Source organism: Paenibacillus sp. FSL A5-0031 (assembly GCF_001956295.1).
In the GTDB taxonomy this organism is placed as follows: Bacteria; Bacillota; Bacilli; order Paenibacillales; family Paenibacillaceae; genus Pristimantibacillus.
Map to the genome: position 1 here is coordinate 367,693 of NZ_MRTD01000003.1, position 16,171 is coordinate 383,863.

Here is a 16,171-nt window from a genome sequence, read left to right on the forward strand (position 1 = left end):
TATTCATACTTGGAATCGTTTTTTTAATGCTTATTTTCGGTTTGCTGAGCTTTGGTATCCTGCGGATGTTTCAGCAAAAATTTCGTACAGGCTGGTTTAGTTTTGCAGGAGCGGTCGTGAGTTTTGTAGTCTTCATGTACATATTAAATAAGTGGTATCTATAGTTTTTTATAGCTGATCACGACCGGAGGTAAGGGCTTGACCTGGACAATTATATGGTTTTTTATTAACATGCTGTTCGTCGTTTCCATTATCAGTTATATGTTTATGCATCGCTCGTACTCGGAGTCGAAACGGCTCTCCAATGATTCCGCGTTAATTAATAAGCTCAATACTAGGCGAAAGCTGGTTGGCATTATTAGTATCTTGTTATTTGTAGCGATGTCAGCTAGTTTTATGATTAACATGAGATTAAATGGTTAAATGGAGGCTCTCATTGACGAGAGCTTTTTTTAAATATAAGACTTTATAAGTTTTATTGCTTATAATGGACTTATATAATTCTCCGCGAAACGAATGCTAAGCCTCCATAGGCGGCTTTAGCCGTTTTAAGTTTGTTCGTCATTATGGAGATAAACAATTTTTAGTCCGGAGGTTCGACATATGCATACGATGGAAGACATTATACGACGCATGTCTAGTCAAGGATTGAGAATAACGGATCAAAGGAAAACGCTCGCAAAGCTTTTTTCTGAGACACAAGGTTATTTGGCTCCGAAGGAAGTCTATGAATATATGGGGAAATCGTATACGGGATTAAGCTTTGATACCGTATATCGCAATTTGCGAGTGATGGAAGAACTCGGTGTGCTGGAGCAGGTTATTTTTGAGGATGGCGGTAAGTTCAAGCTGCATTGCAGAGAGAATGAACATCATCATCATATGATTTGCCTGCAGTGCGGGATGACTTATCCCATTACCTTCTGCCCAATGGAGCAAACGAATGTTCCTGATGATTTCCGAGTTGTGAAACACAAATTCGAGGTGTTCGGATATTGCAAAGACTGCATACAAGACGAGTCAGCAGTTAGCGAGGCCTAATGCCAGAGAAACGGGTAATGCGAAGAGTGACTCAAGCTCCGATTCTCTTTTATCGCAAAGTGATTTCACCTTTGACCCCGCCATCATGCCGTTTCTATCCGACCTGTTCAATGTATGCGCTCGAAGCGATCGAGAAGCATGGAGCGGCTAAGGGCTCTTGGCTTGCTATGAAGCGAATTGCTAGGTGCCATCCCTTTAATGCTGGTGGCTATGATCCCGTTCCGCCTGCAAAAGACAGCAACATAGATGCTCCTTGACAGAGGGGGCTCTATTTGGGTATATTTTGATTTATAAGTGGTAAAATAAGTTTTGGTTTTATTTATATATCCGAGGAATGGATAAGTACAATAGCAGAACCTTTTCAGAGAGCCGGGAAAGATGGTGCAAGCCGGTAAGGGACTCCATTGGAAAATGGTCCGGGAGGATTCGCTTTCGAGCTTCAGCGGCAGCGCTGGGTAAGGGAGCGACGCGAAGCTGGCGTTAACGGCGCAAGCCGCCATACAGGCGGCACACGAAGCTTTCTTGAAGTGACGGTTTAACCGCTCATTTCCGGATTGAAATTTGGGTGGTACCGCGTGAGTTCAAACTCTCGTCCCATGATGGACGGGAGTTTTTTGCGTTTTTTTAGACTAATGCAATAGGAGGAGTAAAAATGACGAAAAAAAATACGTTTTATATTACAACGCCGATTTATTATCCGAGCGATAAGCTCCACATTGGACATGCCTACACGACGGTGGCTGGTGACGCAATGGCACGTTATAAACGTCTGCGCGGCTATGATGTATGGTATTTGACGGGTACAGATGAGCATGGACAGAAAATTGAACGCAAAGCAAAGGAAAAGGATCAAACTCCGCAGCAATTTGTTGATGATATCGTTGTAGGCATTAAAGATCTGTGGGCGAAGCTGGAAATCTCCAATGATGATTTCATTCGTACGACGGAGGATCGTCATAAGGTTGTCGTTGAGAAAATTTTTGCTCAGCTGCTCAAACAGGACGATATTTATAAAGGCACGTATGAAGGCTGGTACTGTACGCCTTGTGAATCATTTTTCCTCGAGCGTCAGCTGGTTGACGGCAAATGCCCAGACTGCGGACGTGCGGTTGAGCTTGTAAAAGAAGAAAGCTACTTCTTCCGCATGAGCAATTATGCTGATCGTTTGCTGAAATATTATGAAGACAATCCAGATTTCATTCAACCGGAATCACGCAAGAATGAGATGATCAACAACTTCATTAAGCCGGGCCTTGAGGATTTGGCTGTATCGCGTACAACGTTTGATTGGGGTATTAAAGTGCCTGGAGACGCTAAACATGTCATTTACGTGTGGATTGATGCGCTTTCCAACTATATCACGGCATTAGGCTACGGAAATGAAGGCGATGATCAGAAATATCGTGATTTCTGGCCGGCTGACGTGCACTTGGTCGGAAAAGAAATTGTTCGATTCCATACGATTTATTGGCCAATTATGCTGATGGCGCTCGATTTGCCGCTGCCTAAGAAGGTTTTTGCACATGGCTGGCTTCTGATGAAGGATGGCAAAATGTCAAAATCCAAAGGCAATGTTGTCGATCCAGTAATGCTGATCGATCGTTACGGACTGGATGCGCTTCGTTATTATTTGCTCCGCGAAGTGCCGTTTGGTGCAGACGGAACATTTACGCCAGAAAATTTCGTAGAACGAATCAACTTCGATTTGGCAAACGATCTTGGTAATCTGCTTAACCGAACGATAGCGATGATCGATAAATACTTTGACGGAGTGATCCCGCCATTTGCAGGCAGAGTAACCGAATTTGATGAATCGTTGCAGAAGCTTGCGAGTGAAACGATCGTTCAGGTAGAGTCAGCGCTTGAAAATATGGAGTTTTCCGTTGCGCTGTCATCCCTTTGGCAGCTTGTAAGCCGCACGAACAAATACATCGACGAGACACAGCCATGGACGCTTGCTAAAGATGAGTCGAAAAATGGACAGTTAGCATCGGTTATGCATCATTTGGCGGAATCGCTGCGAATCGTATCGATTCTGCTGCAGCCGTTCTTGACGCATTCTCCGAGGGAAATGTGGAAGCAGCTTGGGCTTGAGCAGGGTGAACTAACTTCATGGGAGAGTACGAAGCAATTCGGTTCGCTGCCGGGTGGAACGAGAGTAAGCAAGGGCACACCATTGTTCCCACGCCTCGATACGGCAGAGGAGTCTGCTTTTATCGCAGCAGCAATGAGCGGCGGTACACAGTCAGAGGAGCCGGCTGAGCAGCCAAATGCTGCGAAGGCAGCGGATGAAGCGCCACAGGCTGCACCTGAGAGCAAGGATGAAATTGCAATTGATGACTTTGCAAAGGTAGAGCTTCGCGTTGCTCAGGTTATTTCTGCAGAGCCAGTTCTCAAAGCAGATAAACTGATGAAGCTTCAATTGGATCTTGGGTATGAGCAGCGCCAGGTTGTTTCCGGCATTGCTAAGTTTTACACTCCGGAGCAAATGGTTGGACGGAAAGTTATTTGCGTTACAAACTTGAAGCCGGTTAAGCTGCGCGGCGAAATGTCGCAAGGAATGATTCTTGCAGCATCACATGGTGATCAGCTGACACTTGCAACGGTTCCTGACAATATGCCAAACGGCGCTGTTGTGAAGTAAATTCATTTGTTCATATACGGAGGCACCCCTGAGGTTGTTTAACTTCTGGGGTGCCTTTATGTTTTGCTGCTCTTCAAAAATAGCTTCAATCATAATTCATAACATTTTGGTCAATAAAGATAATCTATATGATTAAATTGCAGCTGTGAGTCATGATAGGTATGAAACTTCTACTATCTATTGCTAAGAAATAAGGTTGACAGTCTATTTCTGGTCATCGTATAATACAAAACGTAATCATAACGATTACGAACAAGAGAGAAAGATGAATGGAGAGAAATCAAAATGAATAGACTGAAATCATTGACAAGACCTATGGCGCTTAGTTTTCTTTTATCGGCAATGCTGCTTTTTGCAGCGGCTTGCGGCAATAATACGAATAATTCAGGCTCATCAAACCAACCAGCGAACGGCAGCACGGGAACTGGTCAAGCAGAGGGGAAACAAGTAAGTGTCGTTACCAGCTTCTATCCATTATATTTTCTAGCATCGGAAATTGGCGGAGATCATGTCAAAGCGGTTAATCTAGTAGCTTCAGGCGTAGAGCCGCATGATTGGACACCAAAGAGCCGCGATCTTGATACAGCGTCGAAGGCTCAGCTGTTTCTGTACCATGGAGCGGGACTTGAAGGCTGGGTTGACGGATTCCTGAAAGGCCTGTCCAAAGACAGCAAAGTCGTGACCAAAGAAATCAGCAAAGGCATTCCATTAATTGAGGGTAATGAAGATGAGCATGATCATGAACATGAAGAAGAACATGCGGATGAAGATTCGCATGAACATGGCGGCTTGGACCCGCACACTTGGGTTAGTCCAAAATCAGCCCTTACATTAGCTGAAAATGTGAAAAACAGCTTAATTGAAGCCGATAGCGCAAACCAAGCAGATTATGAGAAAAACTACGAGGCACTAAAAGTAAAGCTCGAAGCAATCGATGCGGATTACACGGCAAAGCTTGCACAAACATCGAACAAAAACATCGTTACCTCGCATCAAGCGTTTGGTTACTTAGCTCGTGATTACGGATTGAAGCAAATTTCAATCATGGGACTTAGCCCTGACGCTGAGCCACGTGCACAGGATTTGCTCAAAATTGCGAAGTTTGTTAAAGCAAACGATGTAAAATATATCTTTTTCGAAGAATTAGTTTCAGATCAACTTGCCAAAACGCTTGCAGGCGAAGCGGACGTTGAGACAATGGTGCTTAATCCGCTCGAAGGCCTAACGCCGGATCAAGAAAAAGCGGGAGACACGTACTTAACCCTAATGGGACGAAACTTGCAAAATCTTGTGCAAGCATTACAATAGAGCAAAAGGCAAACCTGCGGAGCTGATTTATGCTCCGCATTGCTGTGAGGAGATAAATTATGGCGCAATCAAATCGAATGACAAATGCGGATGCAAGCTGTCACCAAGAGGTTATTTCATTGGAGGACGTCTCCTTCTCTTATCAACAGCAGACGGTTATATCAAAGCTAAGCTTCGCGGTGAAGGAACGGGACTTTATCGGATTGATCGGCACGAATGGCGCTGGAAAAACGACGCTGCTGCGAATGATCGTTGGATTGATAAAGCCAACGAGCGGAACGATCCGTTTGTTTGGTGAGAAAGTAGACAAATTTAAGCAGTGGGAGCGCATCGGATATGTCCCGCAGAAAAACACATTAAATCCGTTGTTTCCAGCTACTGTTCGGGAGGTCGTCTTGTCAGGCCTTTATGGGCGAAGCAAGCTGTTTAAGAAATTAAGCAAAATGGATTATCAAAAATGTGACGATGCTTTGCAAGCAATGGGGATTGAGGATATAAAGGATAAACGTATCGGGCAGTTGTCGGGCGGCCAGCAGCAGCGTGTATTTCTTGCCAGAGCGCTCATTAACAACCCATCGCTGCTTATTCTAGATGAGCCGACTGTGGGGATAGATACGGAGACACAGGAAAGCTTCTTTCATATGATCAAGCATATGCATCAGCATCATAACATTACATTTCTAATGGTTTCTCATGACCTTGACATGATTCGCTCTTATTTAGGACAAGAGCCAGCCAGTGGAAACGGAAAGCTCAAGTTTCATATTAAACATTCGCACGAAACGCAGGATTGTGTAGAAAATGATCTTGCACACAGCTTGAAAGGGCTAAGGGAACAAATGGAGAGCAGGAAAGAGGTTGTTTTGGTTGGAGATCGTAACTAGTGAATTTTTTCAAAGGGCTCTTATTGGCGGACTTCTAATCGGGGTAACGGCACCGCTAATCGGCTTATTTCTTGTGCTGCGCAGGCTTTCAATGATTGGAGATACATTATCGCATGTATCTATTGCTGGAGTAGCGCTAGGTTTCTTGATTGGCGTGTATCCAATTGCTATGGGATTTGTGTTTGCGATTATTGCCTCATTTGCTATAGAGAAGCTTCGGAAAGCATATAAATCATATGCAGAGCTGTCCATTGCCATTATCATGTCAGGCGGAGTCGCGCTCGCATCATTATTATTCACAATGGGCAAAGGATTCAACAGCAATGTGAATAGTTACTTATTTGGAAGTATTTATACTTTGAGCACCACTGATCTTTACGTAATAGGCGTCGTTACACTAATTGTTCTTATTGCGATTAGGCTTCAAGTAAAGGAGCTATTCCTGCTTACGTTCGATGAGGACGCGGCAGCAGTGAGCGGCTTGCCCGTCAAATTTTATAATGTTATGATTAGCGTGCTTACTGCTCTAGTTATTAGTGTTTCTATCAAAATTGTAGGTGCGCTGCTTGTATCGGCCTTGCTGACTATACCAGCCGCATGCAGCTTGATCATTGCCCGCAGTTTCCGTCAAAGCGTTATAACGGTCGTCATTATTGGCGAAATTGCCGTTGTATTAGGCTTACTAATCGCGGGTGTATGGAATTTGGCACCAGGCGGTACTATTGTATTATTGCTAATTGCTGTGCTGCTGTTGCTGCTCGTTTTCCGCCGTGGCATGCGACCAGGCAGTTAATGAGGATTGGAGTGAGAGGGTTTGTCCGACATTAACATTTGGCTGGCCTTAGGGGCTGGCTTTGCATCGTTCATATCACCTTGCTGCTTACCGCTTTATCCTTCGTATTTATCATACATAACGGGAATATCGGTAGCGGATTTGAAGGGCAATACACATGCCAAACAAAAACGCATGCGAACGATGTCACACACGCTGTTTTTCATTTTGGGCTTCTGCACCGTGTATTATGCATTAGGCTACGGAACGAATGTATTTGCTGAATTTTTCAGTGAATATCGAGATCTGATTAGGCAATTATCAGCGATATTGATTATTTTAATGGGACTATTTCTAATTGGATTATTTCAGCCGCAGCTCCTGATGAAGGAACGAAGAATGAATCTTATTCCGAAAAAAGCGAACTATGTCAGCTCCTTTATTTTTGGAATCGGCTTCTCCGCAGGCTGGACTCCATGTACAGGTCCCGCGCTTACTGCGATTTTAGGTCTTGCAGCATCGGAACCTGGCACATGGTTTCAGCTAACGACTGCCTATTCATTAGGCTTTGCGATACCTTTTTTTGTACTAGCCTTTTTCCTTGGTACGGCAAGATGGATACTGAAATATTCAGCTAGCGTAATGAAGGTTGGCGGAGCTGTTATGATTTTGATGGGTGTATTATTGTTTACCGATCAAATGACCAAAATTACGATCTGGCTTAATATGATTACGCCGGAATGGTTGAAATTTTAAGCTGATATGGATCTCTTACGTAAAATATTCAATTTTTGCTTCGGGAAAATGTTCAAAGATGCGCTCCGATAAATACATGCGGAGCGCATTTGCTTGTTCATCGGGATAGACGTATTTCCCTTGACCCCAGCGTCCCCATTTATATTTGCGTTTTTCAATATCCATCTCAAGCTTCGTCCGCGGATACCGCTTTTCAATAACTGCTTTTGCCGTTTTTGTAAAACGATGCTGAATGAGTTCAAATGTAAGGTCTTTGGTCACATCCTGCGGGAGTTTGTCTGCAAGTGAGGCTATAAGCTCGCCATAGCCTTCCTCCCAGCCTTCATGCCAAATAATAGGGGCAATGATAAAGCCCATTGGATAACCTGCCCTAGCGACCTTTGCGGCGGCCTCAATGCGTTGATCAAAGCTAGATGTAGCAGGCTCGAAATGCTTGATTACATATTTGGCATTTACGCTAAATCGGATACGGGTATGTCCATTGTGCTTTGCATCAAGAAGGGAATCCACATGGTGAAACTTGGTCACAAACCGAAGTCGTCCATGTTCTTGTTCCCCCATAAAATCAATAAGCTCGCGAAGGCTGCCTGTAATGGGCTCCAGTCCAACGGGATCGGATGTACATGCGGCTTCAAAGCGGGTAATTTCCGGTTTTCTCTCGTCGATGTACCCCTGAGCTGCCTCTAGAATATCGTCTATATTCACATATACACGGATATAAGGTTTTGCTCCTAACGTTGTTTGCAAATAACAATAATGACAATGAGCCATACAACCGGTTGCTATCGGAATGGCGTATTCCGCTGAAGGCTTCGAAGTATCAAATTTCAAGGTTTTGCGTATGCCGACGACAAGCGTTCTTTTGGCGATCTTGTATTGTTCAAGCTCGGTATCGCCAGGTAAGTTCGTAATTCGGTTATGTGAGGTTGTCATTCGATAAGGAATGCCTTCTTTTTTGACCCATTCAAAAATACGCTGCCCTTTGGGATAATCGAGCGCAGATGGTTCAAAATAAACAAGCTCGGGAACAAAGGAGAGGGTGGAGCGATCTGGTTTAGGACGATCAATAATTGCAGTGCTCATAGCTCATTCCTCCTGTAGATTCATCACAATCAACATCATCTTATTGTGTGAAGGATGAGCGAAGCTGAAACTGGTAAGTTCAAGTGTTATTTGCGCTTCTTTATCTATTTTGGAGATGAGCTTGGGTTGCAGTGAACACAATGAACAGTGTATGATACAATAAGTAACGCCTGTGAAATAGGTGAAGAAGTATGGTTAGGGGGTTCTTCAGTGCCGACACCGAGCATGGAAGACTACTTGGAAAGAATTTATAAGTTGATTGATGAAAAAGGTTATGCGCGTGTCTCGGACATTGCAGAAGGACTAGAGGTGCATCCTTCATCGGTCACCAAGATGATTCAAAAGCTTGATAAAGATAATTATTTGATCTATGAGAAGTATCGCGGGCTGGTCCTGACCAATAAAGGGAAAAAAATGGGCAAAAGGCTTGTTGATCGGCATCAATTGTTAGAGTCATTCCTAACGACGATTGGCGTACAGGACGAGAATATTTATCAGGATGTTGAAGGAATCGAGCATCATCTTAGCTGGGACTCTATAACCTGTATTGAAACTTTAGTTGAATATTTCCGAAGAGATTCTCAGCGTATGGACGAGCTTCGTGCCGTGCGTGCGGAAATGGACAGCGAGTAATACATATCGATACGTACGAGAAAGCAAAAAGGACCGAGGCAATTATGCCTCGGTCCTTTTCTTTGATTTTAATGATATTTAGGTGTTTCGTCATCTTCCTTGCCGCCTTCAATGACACGAAACGGCACGGTCTTGGAGCGGTTTTTGTTCGTCCTCGTTTTGCTTGCAGGAGCACGTCTTTGTGTGACATGGACTCCTCCTTGCCGCGTATTGTAACCTCTTAAGAAAGAAGGCGGATATTTATATAGCAAGAAAATGCCGCCAAGCACCACAATGGGAATTAGAAAGGTTATTGGGCTTTGGATAACGCTGTAAACGAGACCGATCAACAGCAGCGCCAAAAACGATATGGACCAAACATTCCATTTGCTTGGTATTCTGCTCATTGTAATTCCGCCTTTCCCTTTTCAATAGAAATTATTTCATTTGTTTGTCTAGTTCAAGCATGCGCTTGAAGGAAGCAATGGATACCGCAACTTGCTCATCACGCGGTTCTTTGGTCGTTAGAAGCTGCAGCCATAGTCCCGGATATCCGAGGTAGCGCAGCACTGGAATTTCACGCAAAGCATTTGTCCAGCGAAGCACTTCGTAGGAGAGGCCAAGAACGAGTGGAAGCAGTAAGATACGGATGTAGACGCGTTCCCAAATGGTGTCCCAAGTAAAGAAAGGCAAGGAGTAGACAACAACTCCTACAATAACGGTGAACACGATAAAGCTTGAACCGCAGCGGTAGTGAAGGCGGCTGTACTTCTGTACATTTTGAATCGTAAGCTCTTCACCAGCTTCATAAGTACTAATTACTTTATGCTCAGCTCCATGATATTGGAACAACCGCTTAATTAACGGTGTCATAGAAATGAAATACAAATAAGAAAGCAGCAAAATAATTTTGATAAGTCCTTCTAATAAGTTATGACCGATTTTATTTTCAAATACCCCTGAGAAAAGAAGTTCCTCGAGCGCTGCGGGTGCAGCAGTGAAAATAAGTTTGCCGAAAATAAAGGAAAGCACGCCGGCGACAGCCACGCCAACAATCATGCTGAGACTCCAGCCTTGCTTTTTCTCTTCCTTTACTGCAGCGGGTTGTTGATTGCTGTCTGTTTCTTTACCCTCACCGGCTTCATCCTCAGCGTAGGCTTCCATAGAGAAGTTCAAATGCTGGGAGCCTTTGGCGCTTGATTCAAGAATACCGACAACGCCTCGAACGAGAGGGATTTTTTTCAATGCTTGAATCCAATTCTTCGTTGTGCGAGGTACTTCATAAAATACGATTTCATCATTTTTGCGTCGGACAGCTGTTACGTTAACGTGTTTGCCAGCAAACATAACGCCTTCAATAACCGCTTGTCCGCCATATATGCTTCGGGAGTCTTGCGGCAAGTGCTTGTCACCTTCCTTGATTGGAATATCGCCTTAGCTGTTGCGACGAATGTACCTTATCTTTGTATGTCTATTGTACTTGATCTATCAGTCAATTGCCAACGTCAGCGTACATAAAGGAAGGGATAGGCAAGTTGACGGTAAAGTATGGTTATCCATCGCTATTATTTCACATACTAATTCGGACAACTATGGAAATAAGAGTGGAGGCTTAGCGTAATGGCTAACAATAAACAACGAAACCAATATGATAAACAGGATCATGTAACAAACCCGTGGCTTTACGCAATCAAAATCGGTTTTTTTGCTGGCTTAATATGGGGCGTAGTACGCTGGATGTTCTTTGAGATGAATTTTACGAAGGTGCTTCCCGGATTTGTGGCAGATCCTTTTTTTAAAGCTTCTTTTCTAAAAACGGGATGGGGAGAAGTTGTAAGTATTGGTGCGTTTATTATTTTTTCAATTGTGGCTGCCTTTCTATATAAAGTTATACTTGGGAAGCTGCGAGGACCTTGGCCGGGTATCATATACGGTTTGGTTTGGTGGGCGATTTTGTTTATTGCGGTGGGACCGCTGCTCGGCGTTATGCCAGGTATCACTAAAGCGGGCTGGAATACGCTTTACACAGAGTTGTGTGTCTTTCTTCTATGGGGCGTATTCATTGGTTATTCGATTGCTTTTGAGTTCACGGATGAAGCATCGAGGGAGCCTGCGAAAGCTCAGTAGCGAGTTCTACTTCTCAAGCGGCAGACATTTGTGGTAAAATGGCTAATGATCTTTGAACCTATGATGGATTCGGTTGCTTGGGAGGTGCATTCATGCACAAAATTGTTGTTTTAAACGGACCGAACTTAAATATGCTCGGCATTCGTGAGCCTAGCGTATACGGGACAGAAACACTTGCAGACATCGAATCGCTCTTGAAGGATAAAGCTGAGGCGCTTGGCGTCTCCGTTGAATTTTTCCAAACGAATCATGAGGGCGATATGATTGATCGAATACATAGTGCGTACGGCAAAGCAGACGGCATTGTCATCAATCCTGGTGCTTGGACCCATTACAGCTACGCGCTTCGCGATGCGCTTAGCACCGTTGATTTGCCGATTATCGAGGTGCATATGTCGAACATTCACAAGAGAGAAGCGTTCCGTCATACGTCCGTCGTTGCTGCGATTGCAGTCGGTCAAATTGCCGGCTTCGGGTCTGACAGCTATGAGCTTGGTCTAACTGCGCTCGTGCGTCACTTGAACAAACAGTAATAAGTTAAGAGAGGGTGAAGCGGTTATGGCAAACGATAGAGTAAAACGACTTCGGCAGCTGATGGAAGAACATCGCTTTGAAGCGATACTGATTGGAAGCGAGTATAACCGTCGCTACATAAGCGGATTCACTGGTTCGTCAGGCATGGTGTTGATTACGCTAAGCGAAAGCTATTTGCTGACGGATTTCCGCTACCGCACACAAGCGCCGCAGCAGGCGGTCAATTTTCAAATTGTTGAGCATGGTTCGAACCCGCTTGCGGATGTGCTTGAGCTGCTAAGACAACATAAGTTGTCGAAGCTGGCTTTTGAACAAGACCATGTCGTATACAGTGAATTTACAGCTTGGTCGAAAACATTAGACGGTATCACGCTTGAGCCTGCCTCAGGATTAGTGGAACAGCTTCGCTACATTAAGGACGAGGCAGAACTTCAAATTATGCAGGAAGCTGCCGATCTTGCGGACAGCACCTTCAATCACATTTTGAAGCTCATTCGCCCAGGAGTTCGTGAAACGGATATCGCACTTGAAATGGAAGTTTATATGCGCAGCCATGGCGCGACTTCTTCTTCCTTCGATACGATCGTAGCCTCAGGCGAGCGCTCTGCGTTGCCGCATGGAGTAGCTAGCGATCGCATTATTGGGAATAATGAGTTTGTAAAGCTTGATTTCGGCGCTTATTACAACGGTTATTGCTCCGATTTGACACGCACAGTCGTGGTCGGCACTCCGACAGCTAAGCATCTCGAGATTTACAATATCGTGCTTGAAGCGCAGTTGCATGCACTTGAGCATATTAAGCCAGGCATGACCGGTCGTGAAGCGGATGCGCTAACTCGCGATATTATTACGAAATACGGTTATGGCGATCTATTTGGACACGGTACCGGACACGGTCTAGGCATGGAAATTCATGAGGCCCCTAGGTTGTCCAAATTCAGTGAAACGATTTTAACCCCCGGCATGACGGTTACGGTAGAACCCGGCATTTACGTACCAGGCTTCGGCGGCGTACGCATTGAGGATGACATCGTTATTACGGAAACCGGTATTAAAATATTAACCTCATCCCCGAAGGATTTAATCACTCTGGGTTAAGGACTATTCATTCAGGAGGGAATCAGCAATGATTTCAGTAAACGATTTTAAAACAGGCTTGACCGTGCAAGTAGACTCCGATATTTTTACAGTTCTAGACTTTCAGCACGTAAAACCTGGTAAAGGCGCTGCATTCGTACGCTCTAAGCTGAAAAACCTTCGCAACGGCAACGTTGTTGAGAAAACGTTCCGTGCTGGCGAGAGCATTGGCCGCGCGATCATCGAAAACCGTGAAGTGCAATATTTGTATAACTCAGGTTCGGAGTATACCTTCATGGATAACGAGACGTTTGACCAATTTAACTTGGACAAGAAACAGCTTGAGTGGGAGCTTAACTTCCTGAAAGAAAACATGAACGTTAACATTTCGAGCTATCAAGGTGAAATCCTTGGTATTCAAATGCAAAACAGCGTAGAGCTGAAAGTTATTGAAACAGAGCCGGGCGTGAAGGGCAACACAGCGCAAGGCGCAACAAAAACAGCTAAGGTTGAAACTGGCCTTAACGTTCAAGTTCCACTGTTCATTAACGAAGGCGATGTTTTGCTGATCGATACTCGTGAAGGCAAATACATCTCGCGCGCTTAGTAAGCAGCTTGACTAGTGTAAACGGCTAAAGCCATCCTTGGAGGCTTAGCTTTCGTTTCGCGGAGAAATATAAGCTGTTTATAAGTGTGCTAGCTTATAAATTCTTATATTTAAAACCGTCCGAAGGATTTCGGACGGTTTTTTTGTAAGAGAATATACCCATAGGTAAGCGCAATGTGTTATAATATTGACTTGTATGTATATGTCAGGTTTAGGAGTGAATCGGCTTTGTCGTTAATCGTGATGAAGTTTGGCGGCAGCTCCGTTGGAACGCCGGAGCGGATGCAGCGTGTAGCAAAACGTATTATTGAGAGGCAGCAAGAAGGCAACGATATCGTTGTTGTTGTTTCTGCCATGGGAGATACGACAGACGATTTAATCGATCAGTCGAAACAGCTAAATCCAAATCCGCCGGCGCGGGAAATGGATATGCTTTTAACAGTTGGAGAGCAAATTTCGATAGCCTTGTTATCGATGACCGTACATCAGCTTGGTGCAAAGGCCGTTTCCTTCACGGGTTGGCAAGCAGGCATTCGTACAGAAGCGGTGCATGGTAAAGCGAAGATGACTAATATCCATCCAGAGCGCGTGTTCAAAGCGCTTGAAGAGGGTAATGTAGCAATTATTGCAGGTTTTCAGGGGATGACGGAAGAGGGAGAAATTACAACACTCGGCCGCGGCGGTTCTGACACGACTGCAGTTGCAATGGCAGCTGCGATGAACGCAGACGTTTGCGAGATTTATACCGATGTTGACGGAATTTACTCAACGGATCCTCGCGTAGTCAAAAATGCGCGCAAGCTAAATGAAATCTCTTATGACGAGATGCTAGAGCTAGCTAATTTAGGCGCTGCTGTATTGCATCCGCGTGCGGTGGAATACGCTAAGCATAACAATGTAAAGCTAGTTGTGCGTTCAAGCTTTACTCAAAACGAAGGTACAAGTGTGAAGGAGGAAGCGGTCATGGAGCAAGGCGTGGTCGTTCGCGGCATCGCGTTTGACAAAAATGTAGCAAGAATCAGCATTATGGGAGTTGAGGATGTTCCTGGCGTGCTTGCAAATGTGTTCGGCGCATTAGCAAACAACGGCATCGATGTGGACATTATCGTACAAAGCGGTGTTCAGGACGGCAAAGCCGATTTCTCCTTCACGCTTTCAGGCGATGATAAAGATAAAGCGATCTCCGTTATCGAGGGAATTCGCGGCACTGTTCCTTTCCGTGAAACGACATCGGAATCCGATCTTGTTAAAATATCGATCGTAGGTGCTGGCATGGTCAGCAATCCAGGCGTAGCAGCGAAAATGTTCGCAACCATATCTTCACTAGGTGTAAGCATTAAGATGGTAAGCACTTCTGAAATTAAATGTTCTTGCGTTATTAATGCAGAGCCGCTCAGCGAAGTTGTACGCGCGCTTCATACTGCGTATGGTCTTGATACAGCAGAGCAGGCATTTGTAGGCGGCCCTCAGGATCGCCGTTAATCTAATAGAAATAATAAAAGCGTGCTTCCTCGTTAGGGAGCACGCTTTTTTTGTTTTTAATAACTTGGAATTTCAACCATTCCTCGTTAATTGATCACCGTTCAGTCTAGGTACTTCATGATAGATATCGATAGCGGAGCATGCCTCTATGTCTTTTTTCATTCCTAGCTTTATCAGTTTTTTTCCGGTCATTCCGTTCATGATCGTTTCTTTCACTTGAGTGGAGCGATTTCGGTACAAAGCGAGCATCGCACAGCCAAAGTCATCCATCTCTATAGCAAAGTGGCTTAAGCCTTGAAGTCTATCAAGTACAAGGCCGGCACACAAGCCATCCTCAATAGCAAATTCATCGTGACTCCCCGCGCACAAAATAACGACATCTCTCCGCAGCTCGATCGCTGCGCGAGCGCAAGCCTCCGCATTTAGAAGCGATGCAGTCAACACATGATCCGCCCTCATTGATTTATGGATTGCCCTTGTTCCGTTCGTAGTCGTCAAAATAATTCGTTTGCCAGCGACGGCCGACTCGGTGTATTCCTCTGGCGAATTGCCAATATCAAAACCCGCGATCTTCCGGCAAAAGCGTTCTCCTCCAAGCAAATCTCCCGGTCGCTGAAGTGCTCGCGCTTCCATTACCGTCTCAGCAGGAATGATGCATGAAGCTCCCGCAGCAATAGCGGTAACGATTGTGCTTGTAGCTCGCAAAACATCAATAATAATTGCCGTTTTATGATGAAATCTTGCCGAGCTCGCTTCGTTCACACTGGATATAACCTGCACTTGCATCGTTGTTTCTCCGCCTTTCTCAAACTCAATTCTTTATGATATGCGCCTAACAACGTGCCTGTGCCCGGCATGAAAGACAGACAAGCCAGCATATGATTAAGGAATAGTCGTTTCATTGAAGGGAGGTTATCCATTCATGCTAAATAAAATCGTATTAACGATGGCTTCACTGCGGCTGACGTCTGGAACAATTGAGATCTGCGCTGCACTGCTTATGCTTCGTTTAAACCAAATTGACAAGGCGCTAGTAGTAAACTCATCACTTGCTTTAGTAGGCCCGCTTATTCTAATAGCTACAACAACGGTGGGGCTCGTCGGGATGTCCGATAAGCTGTCGCCAGGCAAGTTTCTTTGGGTAGGAGCGGGCGTCATTTGCTTGATGATCGGTATTTTGAAAAAATAATAGATTCAACTCTAGCATTTATGAAATGGGGCAGACATATTTTCGCAATACAAGC

At 44.7% G+C, this 16,171-nt stretch carries 20 protein-coding genes; 16 read left to right on the top strand and 4 right to left on the bottom strand.

Features of this window, described 5'->3' with window-relative positions; genetic code table 11:
• Positions 1–198: 198 nt before the first annotated feature.
• The 9 genes from BK120_RS07920 (at position 199) to BK120_RS07955 (ending at position 7,405) form a co-directional block, all read left to right on the top strand.
• The gene (locus tag BK120_RS07920; RefSeq protein WP_076266930.1) at positions 199–423 is read left to right on the top strand and encodes a hypothetical protein; all 225 of its coding nucleotides are present in this window, start codon (positions 199–201) and stop codon (positions 421–423) included.
• A gap of 180 nt (positions 424–603) precedes the next feature.
• Entirely contained in the window at positions 604–1,041 is a 438-nt protein-coding gene (locus BK120_RS07925) for a Fur family transcriptional regulator (RefSeq protein ID WP_076266931.1), read from the top strand.
• A gap of 17 nt (positions 1,042–1,058) precedes the next feature.
• Positions 1,059–1,298: a membrane protein insertion efficiency factor YidD gene (gene yidD / locus BK120_RS07930; RefSeq protein ID WP_076267070.1), complete on the top strand. Its 240-nt coding sequence runs from the start codon at positions 1,059–1,061 to the stop codon at positions 1,296–1,298.
• A 147-nt stretch (positions 1,299–1,445) separates the two neighbouring features.
• Complete coding sequence (locus BK120_RS36510) at positions 1,446–1,580, top strand: hypothetical protein (protein WP_483874404.1); 135 nt, start codon at positions 1,446–1,448, stop codon at positions 1,578–1,580.
• Between the two features lie 113 nt (positions 1,581–1,693).
• On the top strand, positions 1,694–3,685 hold the full coding sequence (metG, locus tag BK120_RS07935; RefSeq protein WP_076266932.1) for a methionine--tRNA ligase: 1,992 nt from the start codon (positions 1,694–1,696) through the stop codon (positions 3,683–3,685).
• Positions 3,686–3,970: 285 nt separating this feature from the next.
• Positions 3,971–4,993, top strand: coding sequence for a metal ABC transporter solute-binding protein, Zn/Mn family (locus BK120_RS07940; protein WP_076266933.1), 1,023 nt, complete (start codon positions 3,971–3,973; stop codon positions 4,991–4,993).
• Between the two features lie 77 nt (positions 4,994–5,070).
• Positions 5,071–5,877, top strand: a complete 807-nt coding sequence (locus BK120_RS07945; protein ID WP_076267071.1) for a metal ABC transporter ATP-binding protein — start codon at positions 5,071–5,073, stop codon at positions 5,875–5,877.
• A complete protein-coding gene (locus tag BK120_RS07950) occupies positions 5,861–6,670 on the top strand; it encodes a metal ABC transporter permease (RefSeq protein WP_076266934.1) in 810 nt (269 codons plus the stop codon). Before BK120_RS07945 ends, BK120_RS07950 begins: the two co-directional genes overlap by 17 nt.
• A 21-nt stretch (positions 6,671–6,691) precedes the next feature.
• A complete protein-coding gene (locus BK120_RS07955; RefSeq protein ID WP_076266935.1) occupies positions 6,692–7,405 on the top strand; it encodes a cytochrome c biogenesis CcdA family protein in 714 nt (237 codons plus the stop codon).
• Positions 7,406–7,420: 15 nt separating this feature from the next.
• Here the strand turns inward: BK120_RS07955 and splB are convergent, their stop codons facing one another.
• Positions 7,421–8,488, bottom strand: coding sequence for a spore photoproduct lyase (splB, locus tag BK120_RS07960; RefSeq protein WP_076266936.1), 1,068 nt, complete (start codon positions 8,486–8,488; stop codon positions 7,421–7,423).
• 210 nt (positions 8,489–8,698) lie between these two features.
• Between splB and mntR the strand changes: the two genes are divergently transcribed.
• Positions 8,699–9,121 carry a transcriptional regulator MntR gene (mntR, locus tag BK120_RS07965; RefSeq protein ID WP_053376766.1) on the top strand — a complete coding sequence of 141 codons (423 nt, stop codon included), beginning with the start codon at positions 8,699–8,701 and terminating at the stop codon, positions 9,119–9,121.
• Between the two features lie 68 nt (positions 9,122–9,189).
• On the opposite strand, the gene BK120_RS07970 is transcribed toward mntR, so the two are convergent.
• Together BK120_RS07970 and BK120_RS07975 are read right to left on the bottom strand one after the other, a co-directional pair.
• The gene (locus BK120_RS07970) at positions 9,190–9,507 is read right to left on the bottom strand and encodes a hypothetical protein (protein ID WP_076266937.1); all 318 of its coding nucleotides are present in this window, start codon (positions 9,505–9,507) and stop codon (positions 9,190–9,192) included.
• A gap of 31 nt (positions 9,508–9,538) precedes the next feature.
• A complete protein-coding gene (locus BK120_RS07975) occupies positions 9,539–10,501 on the bottom strand; it encodes a DUF1385 domain-containing protein (RefSeq protein WP_076266938.1) in 963 nt (320 codons plus the stop codon).
• A 219-nt stretch (positions 10,502–10,720) separates the two neighbouring features.
• Here BK120_RS07975 and BK120_RS07980 point away from each other — a divergent pair, with 219 nt between their 5' ends.
• The 5 genes from BK120_RS07980 (at position 10,721) to BK120_RS08000 (ending at position 14,927) form a co-directional block, all read left to right on the top strand.
• On the top strand, positions 10,721–11,227 hold the full coding sequence (locus BK120_RS07980) for a YqhR family membrane protein (protein WP_076266939.1): 507 nt from the start codon (positions 10,721–10,723) through the stop codon (positions 11,225–11,227).
• 92 nt (positions 11,228–11,319) lie between these two features.
• Complete coding sequence (gene aroQ / locus BK120_RS07985; RefSeq protein WP_076266940.1) at positions 11,320–11,760, top strand: type II 3-dehydroquinate dehydratase; 441 nt, start codon at positions 11,320–11,322, stop codon at positions 11,758–11,760.
• 25 nt (positions 11,761–11,785) lie between these two features.
• On the top strand, positions 11,786–12,859 hold the full coding sequence (locus BK120_RS07990; RefSeq protein WP_076266941.1) for a M24 family metallopeptidase: 1,074 nt from the start codon (positions 11,786–11,788) through the stop codon (positions 12,857–12,859).
• A gap of 28 nt (positions 12,860–12,887) precedes the next feature.
• On the top strand, positions 12,888–13,445 hold the full coding sequence (gene efp, locus BK120_RS07995; RefSeq protein WP_076266942.1) for an elongation factor P: 558 nt from the start codon (positions 12,888–12,890) through the stop codon (positions 13,443–13,445).
• A gap of 228 nt (positions 13,446–13,673) precedes the next feature.
• Positions 13,674–14,927, top strand: a complete 1,254-nt coding sequence (locus BK120_RS08000) for an aspartate kinase (protein WP_076266943.1) — start codon at positions 13,674–13,676, stop codon at positions 14,925–14,927.
• Positions 14,928–14,999: 72 nt separating this feature from the next.
• Here BK120_RS08000 and BK120_RS08005 read toward each other — a convergent pair whose 3' ends face one another.
• The gene (locus BK120_RS08005) at positions 15,000–15,713 is read right to left on the bottom strand and encodes a 2-phosphosulfolactate phosphatase (protein ID WP_076266944.1); all 714 of its coding nucleotides are present in this window, start codon (positions 15,711–15,713) and stop codon (positions 15,000–15,002) included.
• Between the two features lie 136 nt (positions 15,714–15,849).
• On the opposite strand from BK120_RS08005, the gene BK120_RS08010 reads away from it, so the two are divergent.
• Entirely contained in the window at positions 15,850–16,116 is a 267-nt protein-coding gene (locus BK120_RS08010; RefSeq protein WP_076266945.1) for a YqhV family protein, read from the top strand.
• Positions 16,117–16,171: the final 55 nt, after the last annotated feature.

Excerpts from the sequence above, each read along its gene's own strand:
- BK120_RS07925 (WP_076266931.1), top strand. The coding sequence starts at position 604 with ATGCATACGATGGAAGACATTATACGACGCATGTCTAGTCAAGGATTG.
- yidD (WP_076267070.1), top strand. The coding sequence starts at position 1,059 with ATGCGAAGAGTGACTCAAGCTCCGATTCTCTTTTATCGCAAAGTGATT.
- metG (WP_076266932.1), top strand. The coding sequence starts at position 1,694 with ATGACGAAAAAAAATACGTTTTATATTACAACGCCGATTTATTATCCG.
- BK120_RS07940 (WP_076266933.1), top strand. The coding sequence starts at position 3,971 with ATGAATAGACTGAAATCATTGACAAGACCTATGGCGCTTAGTTTTCTT.
- BK120_RS07945 (WP_076267071.1), top strand. The coding sequence starts at position 5,071 with ATGACAAATGCGGATGCAAGCTGTCACCAAGAGGTTATTTCATTGGAG.
- splB (WP_076266936.1), bottom strand. The coding sequence starts at position 8,488 with ATGAGCACTGCAATTATTGATCGTCCTAAACCAGATCGCTCCACCCTC.
- BK120_RS07970 (WP_076266937.1), bottom strand. The coding sequence starts at position 9,507 with ATGAGCAGAATACCAAGCAAATGGAATGTTTGGTCCATATCGTTTTTG.
- BK120_RS07980 (WP_076266939.1), top strand. The coding sequence starts at position 10,721 with ATGGCTAACAATAAACAACGAAACCAATATGATAAACAGGATCATGTA.
- aroQ (WP_076266940.1), top strand. The coding sequence starts at position 11,320 with ATGCACAAAATTGTTGTTTTAAACGGACCGAACTTAAATATGCTCGGC.
- BK120_RS07990 (WP_076266941.1), top strand. The coding sequence starts at position 11,786 with ATGGCAAACGATAGAGTAAAACGACTTCGGCAGCTGATGGAAGAACAT.
- efp (WP_076266942.1), top strand. The coding sequence starts at position 12,888 with ATGATTTCAGTAAACGATTTTAAAACAGGCTTGACCGTGCAAGTAGAC.
- BK120_RS08005 (WP_076266944.1), bottom strand. The coding sequence starts at position 15,713 with ATGCAAGTGCAGGTTATATCCAGTGTGAACGAAGCGAGCTCGGCAAGA.
- BK120_RS08010 (WP_076266945.1), top strand. The coding sequence starts at position 15,850 with ATGCTAAATAAAATCGTATTAACGATGGCTTCACTGCGGCTGACGTCT.